The sequence below is a fragment of the Vibrio sp. 10N.261.45.E2 genome (assembly GCF_002875705.1).
GTDB lineage: Bacteria > Pseudomonadota > Gammaproteobacteria > Enterobacterales > Vibrionaceae > Vibrio.
In genome coordinates, this window is record NZ_MCZZ01000130.1 from 62,452 (window position 1) to 76,100 (window position 13,649).

A 13,649-nucleotide genomic window follows, 5' to 3' on the forward strand; every position below is an offset into this window, starting at 1 on the left:
GGTCACGGCAAACAATACGCCTTTGAATGGGTGGTTTCAGCCACTTCAATTCCTAGAAATTCGGATTTAGCCCATATCCGAATTCATCCGAATTTAAGTTAGTCATTTGCGAGATTTCGGGGCGTATGATGCGCTTATGGCATATTCTCCCGAAGTACGACAAGCCGCCCGAGCACTCTATTTGAAAGCTTGGACGCCACGTGAAATCGCTACCGAACTGAACCTGAATAATGAGCGCATCATTTATTACTGGGCAGATAAATTCGGTTGGCGCGATATGTTGCGTGAACAAACTATTGATGAAGCAATAGCAAACCGCATTCAAACGTTGCTCGAGTTGGAAGACCCAAGCAAGAACCAGCTAGACATGCTCGATAGGCTTATCAAGCATCACGCAGCTTTGAAGAAACAAAGGGCACAAGAAAAGCAGCAAGGTGAACAGCCTTTAAATGCTGGCAACAAAAAACACGAGAACAAAAGTAACCGTGGTGATCAGCAATCTGGCAGCAACTCAAAGTCGAATAAGAAACGTAAAGGCAAAAAGAATGACATTAGCGAACTGAGTGAAGAAGACTTTGCAACGTGGCACGATTCGCTTTTCGCCTATCAACACGTAATGCGCAACAACATCAAACAGCGTATTCGAAACATTCTTAAATCCCGCCAGATTGGTGCAACCTACTATTTCAGTGGTGAAGCTTTAGAAGATGCGATTCTGACTGGTGACAACCAAATCTTTTTGTCAGCGTCACGCGCTCAAGCGGAAGTTTTTCGCAGCTACATCATTGCTATTGCAAAAGAGTTCTTAGACATAGAGCTGACCGGGAACCCGATCATTCTCTCTAATGGTGCTGAACTTCGCTTTTTATCAACCAACAGCAAAACCGCGCAAAGTTACCACGGCCATGTGTATGTTGATGAATACTTCTGGATACCGAAGTTTGACGAACTAAACAAACTCGCTTCGGCAATGGCTACCCATAAGAAATGGCGTAAAACCTACTTTTCGACCCCATCATCGAAAATGCACCAGGCATACCCATTTTGGACGGGCGACCAATGGCGAAAAGGGAGAGATTCACGCTCTAAGATTGAGTTTCCAACGTTCGATGAATACCGCGATGGTGGTGTGCTTTGTCCTGATAAGCAGTGGCGTTATGTCGTTACTATTGAAGACGCAGCAGCAGGCGGTTGTGACCTATTTGATATTGAAGAACTACAGGACGAATACAGTAAAGACGATTTCGATAACCTGTTTATGTGTGTCTTCGTCGACGGCTCTTTGTCTGTATTCAAATTCTCTGACCTCGAAAAAGGCATGGTTGACTCTGCCCACTGGCAGGACTTTAAACCGAAAACAAAATCACCGTTTGCTGGGCGTGAAGTATGGCTGGGTTATGACCCAAGCCGAACACGTGACAATGCTTGCTTAGTAGTCATAGCCCCGCCTGCAGTTGCAGGTGAGAAATTCCGTGTTTTAGAGAAACACTACTGGAAAGGCCTTAACTTCCAGTACCACGTAAGTGAAATTGAAAAGGTATTTAAACGCTACAAAGTCACTTACATAGGCGTTGACACTACTGGGATTGGCGGCGGTGTTTGGGACTTAATCAAGAAAAAACACCCACGTGAAGCCCACGCCATACATTACAGCAACGAAAACAAAAATCGCCTTGTGATGAAGATGATCGACATTGTAGAAGCCAAGCGACTGCAGTTTGATGCCGAACACAAAGACATTGCAATGGCATTTATGGCTATTAAGCGAGTACCGACCAATAGCGGTAACGCTATGACCTTTAAAGCTGAGCGAAGTGAAACAACAGGCCACGCCGATGCTTTTTGGGCTATTTCACACGCCATTATTAACGAACCGTTAGATCACGATACTCCAACGAAATCAACTTGGGCCACTGCAGCATGACCGACACAACAGAAACACTAGTTAATCAAGAAGAACAACATGCAGAGTCTGTTTACCACATTGACTCTTCGCCAGAAGCAATCGACTCAACCAGTTGGATGACGTCTTACTCTGAATTGTTCTACAACGACTCCGACGACTATTGGGAACCGCCAATCTCACGACAAGGTTTGGCAGAGACTTCACGCGCAAACGCCTATCATGGTTCACTTTTAAAGGCTCGAGCAAACTATGTTGCTGCTCGTTTCACCACTGGCGGAGGTGCTAGACGTCGGCAGATTCAATCTTTTTGCAATAACTACTTCACTTTTGGTGACGCTGCTTTTTTAAAAATCCGCGATCACTTCAAGCGTGTTGTTCGTTTGTTCCCTTTACCAACGATGTACTTACGCCGACGTAAAAACGGTGACTTTGTGCTACTTGAGCGTGACAACAAGCAACGTGTCTATAAGGCGAATGACATTATTTTCTTACCGCAAGAAGACTTACAGCAACAGATTTATGGCTTACCTGACTATTTGGGCAGCTTACAAAGCAGCTTACTAAACAAAGACGCCACACTATTTCGTCGCCGATACTACAAGAACGGTGCTCACATGGGTTTTATCTTCTATGCGACTGACCCAAACTTGAGTGATGATGACGAAAAGATGTTGAAAGATAAGATTGCCAGCTCTAAAGGCGTTGGTAACTTCCGCAGTATGTTCGTCAATATTCCCGGTGGTGCAGAGAAAGGTATTCAGCTAATCCCTGTAGGTGACATTGCAACAAAAGATGAATTCGAACGCATCAAGAATATTACAGCGCAAGACATCTTAGTGGGGCATCGTTTCCCAGTGGGTAAGGCTGGCATTATTCCACAAGGGACAACTAGCTTAGGCGACCCGATCAAGATTGGTAGTGAATACGCCAAAGACGAGATCATACCTGTTTGCGAACTGATTATGGATGAAGTGAACAATGACCCGGAAATCAGAAACATAAAAAGCCTACATCTAAAGTTTGATGTTACTACCGGGGAAAACTCATAAACCTGTACAAAAACACAGCCATTGACGTAATATTATGCTGTCAGTCAGTTAAGTTAGGTCAATGTATGCGAGTTTATTGCAAATGTGGTGAACGCGCGATTGTAAGTAGAAGCATCGCTAAAGATGCCAATTGCGCAGATTTATCTTGTTCCTGTTCTAACCCAGAATGTGGGCATACCTTTGTGAGTTCTATCGGCTATCGCCACTCACTCAAACAGTCAAAGCTTCATTTCGGAATTGGTGCGACTAGTAAGCCGTCTTTATTTGGTAGTCGCATTACTTGCGGTTGTGGCGAACGGGCGGTGATTAATAAAACCAACCGCCTATCGAACGACTGTGCAGATTTGTATTGTGAGTGTAAGAACCCAGCGTGTGAACATCAGTTTGTTATGTCTTTGTATTTTAGTCACACACTAAGCCCATCATCGAAAGATACCAGTGAACTGGCTAACTGCTTAATCAAGGTGCTAAAGCCTGATCACCGTGACCACTTAAAGCAGCAGTTAGCTTTGTTTTAACCAATTCATTCTCGCATTCAGACCCATTAACATGGACAGCTTTTAGCTGTCCTTTTTTGTGGGCAAGAATCAACGAAATTAAGAACATGCCAATGTCTTGGTTTTCTTCGTGGTTCCCGCTTGTATCCTCAGCCAAAGCGCATAAAACAAACGCCTCCGCATTGTTATGTAGTTCAGACATTTAGCCTCCTAACTGACGATTTACTGTATATTAATACAGTAGTTTTTATCTAACAAATTTATTATGGATTTTTGTCGCCTATAATTTGTGTTATGCGACTTAGCTTTTTACCTAGCCAGCGCATAATACATAAGGTGCATAACCACAAAACATATGTGGATCACCATTCCATAAAGGCTCGTCACCGTTGGCATATAAATCGCAACTACTAGTCAGAACTGACTTAGGGATTTGAATCTTTGCCGAGTAAAAACAAACAATTAGAGCCAATAGTTGAGTATTTAATCCAATTAAGGGTGAAAAATCGCAAAAGCCAAGAGCAAATTGCGAATCAAATTGACATCTCGCTTACGTCTTACCAGCGTATCGAACAGGGAAGACGTGACCCAAGGCTGAGTGAACTACAAGGACTCTTTGAGTACTACGGTATTACTTGGTTAGACTTTGCTTGGGCAGAACTTGGTAAACGGTCAATCAGTGATATGGACTTGGCGGCAGCTATAAAGCATGTCCCTCTTCATATCCGCCAACCAATACTTGAGTTGATAAAGGCTGTTAGTAGCTAGCTCGTTCTCTTTTTTCGGTGGTTGTCATTCCAATCATATCTATCAGCTTTTCGATATCTTCTTTCTTGCCACCTCGAACCACCGTAATACTCAATTGGTGCTCTAACGCTGCGTATTTCTCTCTTCTCGCTTTCAGCTCAGGATCTATCTTCTTTGGTTTTCTCGATTTCACCTGAAAAGGGAAAAAACACTGTCGACTGTAGCTACCGCTTGGCCCATAGCCTGAAACGGTAAGTAATGGCGTTTCTTTACCACGTACAGTACTCTCAAGCTCCCCTTTACTAATTGTTGTTATTTTAGGACTCCATCCGAAAGTTCTAAGCAATGCTGAATCTTCACCCTCACTAATATCTAAAGGGAAACTGCCCGGGTTCTTAATTGCCTCAACAATCTTTTCTAAAACAACTAGTGCTTGTTGTTCTTGTTTGTTCAATTTCATAGTTCCTTTCTCCTACATTAACGGCCAGTCGTCCCCATCAGGGAAAATCGACAAGTCGGGTTGTTGATACTCTTGCTTTTCTGGTTGGGCGAATAGGTTGTCCCAACCCTCGAAATCCATCCAATTGGTGTCGTCCGAACGTTGACGGCTCACTTCTACCAACTGGGCAGGGCGTTTATTGCCGTGTTCGTCTACCTCCGCAGGGCGGATTTGAATACTTGTTGCATCGTCGATGCGAATTGAACTGCCTTTTAGCAGTGCGGCCAGTGCCGCTTCATCAATATTTGGTGATTTATTCGCCCGTTTATCCTCTTTACTCTGTGAAGAACGTGGGTCTAATAATCGGGTTAGCTGATCGCAGACCTGTACTTTCTCAGGCTCCGTACAGTTATTGACAGAACTCCGAGAGGAGCCAGAGGCTCCAAAAGCGGTCGCTTCGCTCCCAAGAGCGCACGCTTTAGCTTCATCGTTAACCTTTGACTTCTTCTGAATCGTCCAAACTTTGGTGCGTGTTTTGATGGTTTCTTCTGGTGTAGTGAAACCCTCAATTTTGCGGACGTCTTCTCCATGTGGTGAAGCGAACGGCAGTACTTCATAAGAGTTCACGATCAGTAAGTCTTCACGCTTAACGAATGGGCCACCTTGTCCCATGATGTAACCTTGCCAGTTACCATGGTCAGCAGCTTTTAAAGTGTCTGTGATGCTTGCGTCTTCGGTCTTCATGCGTGACTGGTAGCTATCACCAATCACTTTCATTAACTCTTCATTAGTGATCAGCTTGCTAGGTTTAATAGGCCCAACAAGATCACGCTGCAGCATTGAGTAAATAGTGAGTAGGTCGACACGCTCTTGCATGAAGAGGTATTCCATAAACGCTTTTTTGTTCTGGTTAGCGAAGCGGCGTAGTTCACGGTAAGTCGTGACTGGTGCACCACCGAAGAACTGGAACTGGCGAATGTTCCAACGGCTTTTCCAAGCACTAACATTCTTCGCCATATCTTTGACTGGCTTGCCTGTTTCGTCCGAGATCTCCCCGTCCATTGCAAAGCCGTCAATGTTCTTTGAAATGTATTTGGCGATGTAGCCCGTTGCAGTGCCTTTCTCTGGGTCAATAAAACCAAAGTCACAACGTGGGCGGTAATCTAGCGGCCCAACGTAAGCACATTTGCGAAATGGCTTTTTCTTCTCTTTCTCAAGTTCTGGGTGCAGTTCGCCACGGTCTTCTTGCGTGGCGTAAGAAATAAAGATGTCACGCACTTGCATCACGTCTTCTGGTTTTACCCAGATAAGCAAATGCCAGTGTGGTGTGCCGTCATGGTGTGGCTCAGCGACACGAACACCAAACCAACGGATTTCTTCACGACCTAATTTAGCGCGGATTCGCTGCCATACGTTGTTTAGGTAAGATTGCGCATCACGTGGGCTTGCACCGTTCCAGTGACCAATAAAGCCGCCTTTCTTGTATGAGTTGTGATACTTAGATGGAGTGGTCAACGTTAAGAACAGACCTTGTAAACCCAGCTCATTGCCAATGTCTTCACAACCACGGCAACGCACCATCAATTCATGACGACGAATGGCAGGGTTAGCCACACTCTTTTTGACCATATCCCATAGATCTGCTTCTTCACCTGTTTCTTCATCTAATAACTGACATTGCTTAATGTATTCATAGTTGGCAGTTTGCTGCGCTTGGTGTTCACGAACACAATCCCATGACGCATAAGGTGATGCTTTTGAAGAGACTTGCCCCATAGCAATGGCTAGGTGTTCACGCATAATTTTGCGTATTTTGTTAAGACGTCCATACCACCACTTTTCATCTAACATGCGTGAAATGTCATTCAGTGCGGTTAGGTCGGTTTGTTTCTTTTTCTTGCGAGGCGGAGTCATGCCAAAGTGGCAGACAAATTCGGCTAATTCTTCATAGCCGATCACCTCTGGAATTTCGTCTTCATCCAGATCACGGTTAGCCACACGAGCAGCGATAAGAGGGAATTTAGCCTTAGTGATTTGGCTAATCTTGAAAGCCATGTCTTTAACTTCTGACGGCTCAAGTTCTGCCAGTAGTCGGCTTTTAACTGGCTTGCGATTACGCTCCGCCTTTTCGAAGTCAAAGCGCATTTGTTCTTTTTGTGCAAAGTCGCTTTGCTCAGTGTCGCTAAACTCTTCACTAAGCAAAGAAACCTTTTGGGTTGTCGGTAACTTTTTGTATTTGCGTAAAACCATCAGCGCACGTTCTGCGGCTGGCCCCATACGCTCACGCAAAAATATGTTGGCATCTTTACGACCTTTCTTTTCGAACACTGAAACGTAACGAGTAACAAAGTACTTGGTTAGGTAGTCCGGCAGGTCTTTAATCTTATCTTTCGCCCACTCGAAATCGTCTGGGTTAGCATCAAATAGCTTACGTTCCAGAACACTAAGATCATCAGGTTCAATAATTGAGTTGTATCGACGCGAACCAAAGCAGCCCGCTTCAACCTCAGTTAAAGGGGCTTGCCATGGAAAATCGTATAGGTCGATTTCAGTTGGTTCGATTAGGGTGTTCATGCAAGCACATCAACTTTGATTGCATAAACATGAGCCAATCCACCAAAGTGTTCATGCTCGATAGTTTTCTTGGTCACTCCAAGCCAAGGTAAAACTATAATGCGCTCACTATCATCCGCTTTGGGATAGCCAAGTTTGATATGAATTTCATCATACTCCCTATCTTCTAGACGTTTAGCCCAGTAATCATTCTGTAAGCGGTATTCCTCCGTTTTGGTACCAGCTTTAATTTGGTCAAAATAGATTTTCTTGAGAGGAAGATGCAAAACTCTTTTCATCATTCAACTCCCTCTGGTGTCCATCCGTGAATGTCTTTTACTGTGCCTAGCTCTTTTGCACTTGTTTTACCTGCCAACAGACCTTTGATAGTGTGCTGGCAACCACTACAACCGCAGAAATCACCGCCACATTCGCATTGCTCTTCTGAGTTATGGCGAGCAACAGTGAAAGGCTTAAGCTTCAAGCAGTCTTGGCAAATCACTTGTTGTTCACTCATGCCGCCACCTCATGACCAACTGAAACGATATGGCTCAGCCCTTGAGGAATATCGAAGCGGTTGCCGTTATCCCAGATAAACCAAGCGTATTCACACGAATCTGAACCGCCGCCCACAAAGCGAGGACGAGGAACGATGATTGGACACTTTGGCGGAAAGCCGATTTCAAACCAGAAAGGCAAACGCTTCTTATAGCCTAAATAGTTAACACGCTGCAGGTACGCCATTGTCCCGTCTGGGGCTAACTCACTTAGGCTTTTGCGAATGAATTCTTCCGTTAGTGAAAACGGTGGATTGGTGATGATCACGTCTTGAGTACCGAAGTCAGTTGTTAGGTAATCAATACCTTTTTCGATTTCAGCAAATGACTTTTGGCTTTGTGGCAAAGCTATCTTGTCGAATATTGCGCCAGTACCGTAACAAGGTTCTAAGAACTTGTCGGTTGGGCGAACGGTTAACTTTGATAGCAATGCGTCGACAACTTCTGGCGGCGTTGGGTACAGCTCACGAGGTTGCACTTTTCCGCTAGTTGAACTCATGATTTATCCCTTACATTTTGCTAGTGCGTTGTTGTACTGGTCAGAATCAACCCAAACAATCAAAGCTGTTTTCTTGTTGTCCGCTAGGTCTGTAGCTCCTAGCCCATCGGTTTTAAACTTGATAGTGGTTAGCCCTTTGTTGAACTGAGCTGAATCCATGCACTGGTGCAGTGCTTGAACGGTTACGTTCTCGTCACCTATTTCATTAAGTAGCTGCGTTAGTGATGCCATGCCTATTCCCTTATTTACCAATGACTGACAAGCAGTACTGTTCGAATTGAAAAAGTGCTTCATCGTCCCAACGACCAAGATCACGCAAGGCAAGCATTTCAATAAACAGGCTGCGGTTTTTCATATCTAACTGTGACCAATGGTGTAGCTGTGGCTTGGCGTTCTCGTTTTGATAAGATCGGTACCAGCTCACATAGGTGTGAGCGAAGAACACGCTTGCACGATCACCCTGCATCGCTTCTTTGATGTCGGCTAAAACGTCTTCTAGTGGACGGTGTGTTTGAACAGGAGTTAACTCTTTAGCGATAGCATCAAGCTGAATCACGATTTCTTCTTGCTGCGCTATGCTGCTTTTTTCAAAGCGTGCGGCAATCTGCTCAAATGATTGGTTGAATAGTTGTGCGTAGATGTTGCTCATGCTTCCACCTCTGCTTTTGCTTCGGCTTCTTCACGGGCTTCAATGATCAGCTCGGTTAGTTGGCTTTCAATAGCAAGTAACTTTTCAAGTGCATCTTCATCACTTAGCGTCACTGATTTTCTGAAAATCTCCACATACTCGCCGAGATCATCAGGGGCATCGAATGCGTTAACGAAGAACTCGTTAATGTTCCCTGAGAAACAAGCAATAACTTGGATAACATCCGTGTTAGCCATTGCTAACACATTGATAGCATGAACAATGTCAAAGGCTTCTCTTTGCTTAAAGTTCTCTGCTAGTTCTTCTGCAATCACTTCAAAAGAACCTGACTTCATAGCTTTCGCTAATTCAGTAAACTGCTTCTCTTCGCAAGGGTTAAGAGTTAGTACATATTGCTTTGGCAACAGATTAGACAGCGCAAGTGGACGAAGGCGGTTTTGTTCCACCATCAGTTCATTGAATGTCTGTGACTTTTCTAAATTCTGCGTTGATTGTTCTAAAACGGTTTCGGCTTGAGCCAAGATTTTATTGGCTTGTTCTAGTTCACTCATCTTCTATGCTCCTACGCTAAGACGAAAAAAGCCCCTATTCCGTGAGGAATACTGCAGGGGCAAAGGGGCTGGCTCGTTATCTAATTCACATTACAAATATCGGCGTGTTTCAAGCGGCGGACATCGCCCACTTTGCGGTCAAACTTCAACACCATTTCTTTTAAAAGCTGCATACCAGAACGGACTTTCTGCAGCTCTAAATCATCAAATGAATCGAATGAACGGTTATAGTCTTTCGCTGGCATACCACCTGCGATCAGGATTAGCCCACGGCTGCGATCACTCATTTCGTCATACATCTTGCGAAGCTTTTGACGCTTTACGCCTTTATCGAAAAGCGACTTACACGCAGCAATACTTTCTAGTGCGCTTGGCGTACCTACTTGATGAACAGGCGGTTGTAGGTCTTGTTTATTAGCTAACTGACTCATGGTGTTTTCTCTCCTTTTCTTGGCTAGTGTTTTGCGTTTGGTAGATCGCGGTAAACGCTCTGCGGTGCACATGGCTAACGCATCGCTAGAAAGCTCACCAGAATGGGTGTTGAGTTGTAGAACTCGTTCAAGCAGGTTCAGATCATCCTCTGCTTTTGGTAGTGGGATAGTGACCACCCCATCATCTGCAAATAACGTATTTACGATTGAGTAGTCACCAGAAACACGGCTGATAGAAGCAAGCACAACAGGTTTAAGCACGTGCGGTTGGTTTGGGTTCAGCATGTTGCGAAGCATAGTGCCGCTAAGTTCTAGCTTTCGGGCAATCGCTTCAACATCGTGATTGACAACAAAATCACAGCAAGCTGCATCAAAAGCTTGTTGTTTGCGTTCACGTAATACGCACATTGAGTTATTTGCGTCCATAACTAATACTCAAATGAAGAAGAACGGTGCGAAAACGAATGACCAGCCAACGATATTGAGCCATAGCGGACATTTGTTCGGGTATTTATCTTCCCAAGACTCACTCATTGCATCTTGCAGGGTGAGTTTGGTTTTAGGTGGGATAGCGAACTTCATACTTGTTGCGCCGCTAGCTTTTCCATGTACTTCACCATGTTGACCATAATCAGGCCCTTGGTGTCTTGCTTTGGAACTACAGGAATGTTGCCAAGGTCTTTTTGACGGTCGAACGTAGATGAGGACATGCCAGTGCGACGTAAAAATTCTTTTTTTGTGCAGATAGGCGCATCAATTGCTATTTGTAGAGTTGCCATAAGTGGTATCCTACTTGTTTGAGTGTATTTGATGGTAATTGAGTGATATTGGTTAACCATCATTTCGTATGAGACAAACTTACGATCAAATTCTTTCATTTACAAGATTTAAAATAAGAAATTACTTTTAGATCTCATTTAAAGTGTTTTTTTGGAGTCAGTTTGTCATTTAAGTGAAAGCAGGCTTGTTATATGAGCAGACTAAAATCAAAAGTCCCTCCATTTGAGTATTTGAAAGGGCGAGAATTTACAAAAAAGCTAAAAGAAGTTACTGGATGTAAGACATATGAGCTTATGAGTGACTACTACGGCATACCAAGTTCTACATTCTCGACTTGGCATCATCATGATCGAACAGGGTTTGAACTTATTGTCAGAGAACATCTGAAATCTGGAGCTTCTGTAAGATACCTTGCTTTAGGTGAGGGCCAGCCATTTGATGACGAACAAGTCCCTGCTGACTCCATCAAAGTTAATTCAATAGTAAATGGTCAATTAGAAGAAAGGGGATCACTTTCTTTGGACTCTCTTACACTGGATGGTTACGGACTGAAAGCTAGCAAGACAATTATCGTAGATCATGACGGACAGCGATGCTTTATCAACTCAGAAGAAACTCATGCCACATCAGGACGCTATCTGATTCAAATTGACGGTGCTCATTCAATAAATCATGTTCAGCGACTACCCGGAAAAAAGCTTGCTATCAGTTTCGGCAACTCAACCATTGAAGCATCAGAAGAAGACATAAATGTGCTTGGTCGAGTAACCATGAGCATGGTCAAAGAGTAGGTGTAAATATGGCTAGCCACATTATGAAACCGTTTAAATTAGCTCTGATTCCACTGCTAGCGCCTAGCGTGGCTTTAGCATGGTTTTCTAATCCAGAAGTTAACGAAATTAAGGCGGTGTCACACGATTCATTTCAAATCTGTTTCAATGAACCATTCAAAAATGAAAAGCTCATATACTCTCTTGAATTTGAAGTTACTGACGGCAAAGCCTTTTCTCATGGTGGCTATTTCAAACAACTTCTAGCGAAAAATAAAAATGACTTATGTTCCTCTCAAATTCGTCTCTATGACTATTTCGATAGAGGAAACTCCACTCCAAAAGAGCTTAGAAAAATTCTTCCTCAGATTGGTTTATCTAGTTTTGAGGCTATAACCATTAAAGTTGCCACATCACAAGGGCAAACTTCCCTTACCAAGACCCAACCAGACGAAATGATATTCGAACAACGCTTGCTTACTCGGCCTCAACAAAAATGAGCGTGCGTAAACTAGAAGATGGAAATAAAAAGCCATGGATTTGCGATGTTCGGCCAAATGGTCGCAACGGCAAACGCATAAGAAAACGCTTCGCTACTAAGGGCGAAGCGATGGCTTATGAAAAGTTTGTTTTAAAAGAGACAGACGATAAACCGTGGTTAGGTGAAAAAAGCCAAACTCGCAGCCTACTGGATATGATTGATTTATGGCAGGAACGCCACGGCCAGTCATTAGCCCATTCCAAATACACCTACAACAAACTAAAGGTTATTGGGTTAGCAATGGGCGATCCTCTTTATCAAAAAGTCACGCCAGCTATGTTCACCGACTATCGAACTCGACGCATTGCCGGAGAAGTCGCAGACCTGAACGGGCGAAAAGTGGCGGTAACGTTTCGCACCTGTAATAACGAACAAGACTTGCTAAATGCGGTGATTGTTGAACTGCAACGAATGGGCGAATGGAAAGGTGAAAACCCTCTGCAGTCTGTTCGACAATTCAAACTACATGAAACGGAAATGGAGTTTTTGACCGTTGAGGAAATGCAAGACTTAATTGCAAAAGCAGAGGCCCACGAGTTCCATCAAGATATTCATAAAATCATTAAGCTTTGTCTAGCGACAGGTGGTCGCTTTAAAGAAACAGCAAATTTAACGGGTTCTCAATTAACTAAATACAAAGTCACATTTACGCAGACGAAAGGTAAAAAGAATCGCTCGGTACCGATCAGCCCAGAACTTTATGATGTGATTTACAAAGAGGGTTCAGGGCCACTATTTAACATCGGTTACACTACAATCTATCGCTTTATTACCAAGAACATTCCAAGATTAAAGCAGCAAGCTGCCCACGTTCTGCGCCATACTTTTGCGTCTTACTACATGATGAACGGTGGTAACATTATCGCCCTGCAACGAATCCTTGGTCACAGTGACATAAAACAAACCATGCGATACGCTCACCTAGCCCCCGATCACCTAGAAGATGTGGTCACGAAAAACCCTTTAGCGAACCTCAAATAAGTGGCTAATGTGGACACTAAAACGTCCACATTATGTCCACAAATTTTCAGAATATAGATAAATATTGATGGTTATTGATGAAATGACCACAAGCAAAGCCTTGACATACCTTGCTATGCCTAGCTCCTGTTAGGATGGTTTAAGATGTGATCTTCCCAATCCACTACATCAATTTCATAAACCACTTTATTACGAACGCTTTCACCAGCAGCATGCATCTCAGATTTAGAACCTGTGATCAATGGGTGCCATTCAGGGATAGGCTTAGATTCAGATAGAAGACGGTAAGCACAAGTGTCTGGTAGCCAGTGGAACTCATCGATCTTGTCACGAGTCAGCTTCAAGCACTCTTCACCTGAAGTGAAACGGTTCGGGTAGTCTTTACACGAACATGTTTTGTCGTTTAACCAGCTACACGCTACATTGGTGTAGTAAACTTCATCGCTATCTTCATCCATTAGTTTATGCAGGCAGCACTTACCACAACCGTCACAAAGTGATTCCCACTCATTCTCGGTCATCTGTTCTAGTGTTTTTTCTTGCCAAAATGGATTCGTCATAGGATTACTTCTTACTCTTTTACTGGGGTGCGTGTTATACCGCTAGCCCATAAAAAGTTCAAGGATAATAATTGTTCATTCTTTGATTCAATCAACAGCTGTCACTCTCGTCATTTTTTGCTACTATCGCGCACCCTGT

20 protein-coding genes and 2 pseudogenes are annotated in these 13,649 nt (G+C 43.7%); 8 read left to right on the forward strand and 14 right to left on the reverse strand.

Annotation, left to right across the window (positions count from 1 at the left end):
- Positions 1 to 136 precede the first annotated feature (136 nt).
- The 4 genes and pseudogenes from BCT34_RS14680 (at position 137) to BCT34_RS24645 (ending at position 3,473) form a co-directional block, all read left to right on the forward strand.
- Positions 137 to 1,924, forward strand: a complete 1,788-nt coding sequence (locus tag BCT34_RS14680) for a terminase family protein (RefSeq protein ID WP_076653615.1) — start codon at positions 137 to 139, stop codon at positions 1,922 to 1,924.
- Positions 1,921 to 2,955: a phage portal protein gene (locus BCT34_RS14685; RefSeq protein WP_076653618.1), complete on the forward strand. Its 1,035-nt coding sequence runs from the start codon at positions 1,921 to 1,923 to the stop codon at positions 2,953 to 2,955. Before BCT34_RS14680 ends, BCT34_RS14685 begins: the two co-directional genes overlap by 4 nt.
- Positions 2,956 to 3,020: 65 nt before the next feature.
- Positions 3,021 to 3,131, forward strand: a pseudogene (locus tag BCT34_RS24755) (ogr/Delta-like zinc finger family protein); the annotation flags it as partial.
- A gap of 60 nt (positions 3,132 to 3,191) precedes the next feature.
- Positions 3,192 to 3,473, forward strand: a complete 282-nt coding sequence (locus BCT34_RS24645) for an ogr/Delta-like zinc finger family protein (protein WP_241902810.1) — start codon at positions 3,192 to 3,194, stop codon at positions 3,471 to 3,473.
- On the opposite strand, the gene BCT34_RS24450 is transcribed toward BCT34_RS24645, so the two are convergent.
- Positions 3,415 to 3,654: a hypothetical protein gene (locus BCT34_RS24450; protein ID WP_102315534.1), complete on the reverse strand. Its 240-nt coding sequence runs from the start codon at positions 3,652 to 3,654 to the stop codon at positions 3,415 to 3,417. The two genes, BCT34_RS24645 and BCT34_RS24450, sit on opposite strands and share 59 nt — an antisense overlap.
- 239 nt (positions 3,655 to 3,893) lie before the next feature.
- On the opposite strand from BCT34_RS24450, the gene BCT34_RS14695 reads away from it, so the two are divergent.
- Positions 3,894 to 4,220 (forward strand): helix-turn-helix transcriptional regulator, encoded by a 327-nt coding sequence (locus BCT34_RS14695; RefSeq protein ID WP_076653624.1) that lies wholly within the window; start codon positions 3,894 to 3,896, stop codon positions 4,218 to 4,220.
- Here BCT34_RS14695 and BCT34_RS14700 read toward each other — a convergent pair.
- From BCT34_RS14700 to BCT34_RS14750, 12 genes and pseudogenes are all read right to left on the reverse strand, one after another.
- Complete coding sequence (locus BCT34_RS14700; RefSeq protein WP_076653627.1) at positions 4,210 to 4,659, reverse strand: hypothetical protein; 450 nt, start codon at positions 4,657 to 4,659, stop codon at positions 4,210 to 4,212. The genes BCT34_RS14695 and BCT34_RS14700 overlap by 11 nt on opposite strands.
- A gap of 12 nt (positions 4,660 to 4,671) precedes the next feature.
- On the reverse strand, positions 4,672 to 7,212 hold the full coding sequence (locus tag BCT34_RS14705; RefSeq protein ID WP_076653630.1) for a replication endonuclease: 2,541 nt from the start codon (positions 7,210 to 7,212) through the stop codon (positions 4,672 to 4,674).
- Positions 7,209 to 7,493 (reverse strand): RNA-binding protein, encoded by a 285-nt coding sequence (locus BCT34_RS14710; protein WP_076653633.1) that lies wholly within the window; start codon positions 7,491 to 7,493, stop codon positions 7,209 to 7,211. Before BCT34_RS14710 ends, BCT34_RS14705 begins: the two co-directional genes overlap by 4 nt.
- On the reverse strand, positions 7,490 to 7,708 hold the full coding sequence (locus tag BCT34_RS14715; RefSeq protein WP_076653635.1) for a hypothetical protein: 219 nt from the start codon (positions 7,706 to 7,708) through the stop codon (positions 7,490 to 7,492). The genes BCT34_RS14710 and BCT34_RS14715 overlap by 4 nt, the downstream gene beginning before the upstream one ends.
- On the reverse strand, positions 7,705 to 8,247 hold the full coding sequence (locus tag BCT34_RS14720; protein ID WP_076653638.1) for a DNA methyltransferase: 543 nt from the start codon (positions 8,245 to 8,247) through the stop codon (positions 7,705 to 7,707). Before BCT34_RS14720 ends, BCT34_RS14715 begins: the two co-directional genes overlap by 4 nt.
- A gap of 3 nt (positions 8,248 to 8,250) precedes the next feature.
- Positions 8,251 to 8,478 carry a hypothetical protein gene (locus tag BCT34_RS14725; protein WP_031844045.1) on the reverse strand — a complete coding sequence of 76 codons (228 nt, stop codon included), beginning with the start codon at positions 8,476 to 8,478 and terminating at the stop codon, positions 8,251 to 8,253.
- Between the two features lie 10 nt (positions 8,479 to 8,488).
- Positions 8,489 to 8,896 carry a hypothetical protein gene (locus tag BCT34_RS14730; RefSeq protein WP_076653641.1) on the reverse strand — a complete coding sequence of 136 codons (408 nt, stop codon included), beginning with the start codon at positions 8,894 to 8,896 and terminating at the stop codon, positions 8,489 to 8,491.
- A complete protein-coding gene (locus BCT34_RS14735) occupies positions 8,893 to 9,447 on the reverse strand; it encodes a hypothetical protein (RefSeq protein WP_076653644.1) in 555 nt (184 codons plus the stop codon). The genes BCT34_RS14730 and BCT34_RS14735 overlap by 4 nt, the downstream gene beginning before the upstream one ends.
- A gap of 80 nt (positions 9,448 to 9,527) precedes the next feature.
- Positions 9,528 to 9,878, reverse strand: coding sequence for a hypothetical protein (locus tag BCT34_RS14740; protein ID WP_076653683.1), 351 nt, complete (start codon positions 9,876 to 9,878; stop codon positions 9,528 to 9,530).
- 30 nt (positions 9,879 to 9,908) lie between these two features.
- Positions 9,909 to 10,304 (reverse strand): annotated as a pseudogene (locus tag BCT34_RS14745) (phage regulatory CII family protein); the annotation flags it as partial.
- Between the two features lie 9 nt (positions 10,305 to 10,313).
- The gene (locus BCT34_RS24455; protein WP_165690296.1) at positions 10,314 to 10,460 is read right to left on the reverse strand and encodes a hypothetical protein; all 147 of its coding nucleotides are present in this window, start codon (positions 10,458 to 10,460) and stop codon (positions 10,314 to 10,316) included.
- Positions 10,457 to 10,657 carry a hypothetical protein gene (locus tag BCT34_RS14750; protein WP_029856908.1) on the reverse strand — a complete coding sequence of 67 codons (201 nt, stop codon included), beginning with the start codon at positions 10,655 to 10,657 and terminating at the stop codon, positions 10,457 to 10,459. Before BCT34_RS14750 ends, BCT34_RS24455 begins: the two co-directional genes overlap by 4 nt.
- Before the next feature lie 192 nt (positions 10,658 to 10,849).
- Between BCT34_RS14750 and BCT34_RS14755 the strand changes: the two genes are divergently transcribed.
- The 3 genes from BCT34_RS14755 to BCT34_RS14765 are packed head-to-tail and all read left to right on the forward strand — an operon-like array spanning position 10,850 to position 12,950.
- Positions 10,850 to 11,449, forward strand: a complete 600-nt coding sequence (locus tag BCT34_RS14755) for a helix-turn-helix domain-containing protein (RefSeq protein ID WP_076653647.1) — start codon at positions 10,850 to 10,852, stop codon at positions 11,447 to 11,449.
- 8 nt (positions 11,450 to 11,457) lie between these two features.
- A complete protein-coding gene (locus BCT34_RS14760; protein ID WP_076653649.1) occupies positions 11,458 to 11,928 on the forward strand; it encodes a hypothetical protein in 471 nt (156 codons plus the stop codon).
- Positions 11,925 to 12,950 (forward strand): tyrosine-type recombinase/integrase, encoded by a 1,026-nt coding sequence (locus BCT34_RS14765; protein ID WP_076653651.1) that lies wholly within the window; start codon positions 11,925 to 11,927, stop codon positions 12,948 to 12,950. The genes BCT34_RS14760 and BCT34_RS14765 overlap by 4 nt, the downstream gene beginning before the upstream one ends.
- A 119-nt stretch (positions 12,951 to 13,069) precedes the next feature.
- Here the strand turns inward: BCT34_RS14765 and BCT34_RS14770 are convergent, their stop codons facing one another.
- Positions 13,070 to 13,510 (reverse strand): YcgN family cysteine cluster protein, encoded by a 441-nt coding sequence (locus tag BCT34_RS14770; RefSeq protein ID WP_076653653.1) that lies wholly within the window; start codon positions 13,508 to 13,510, stop codon positions 13,070 to 13,072.
- Between the last annotated feature and the right edge of the window lie 139 nt (positions 13,511 to 13,649).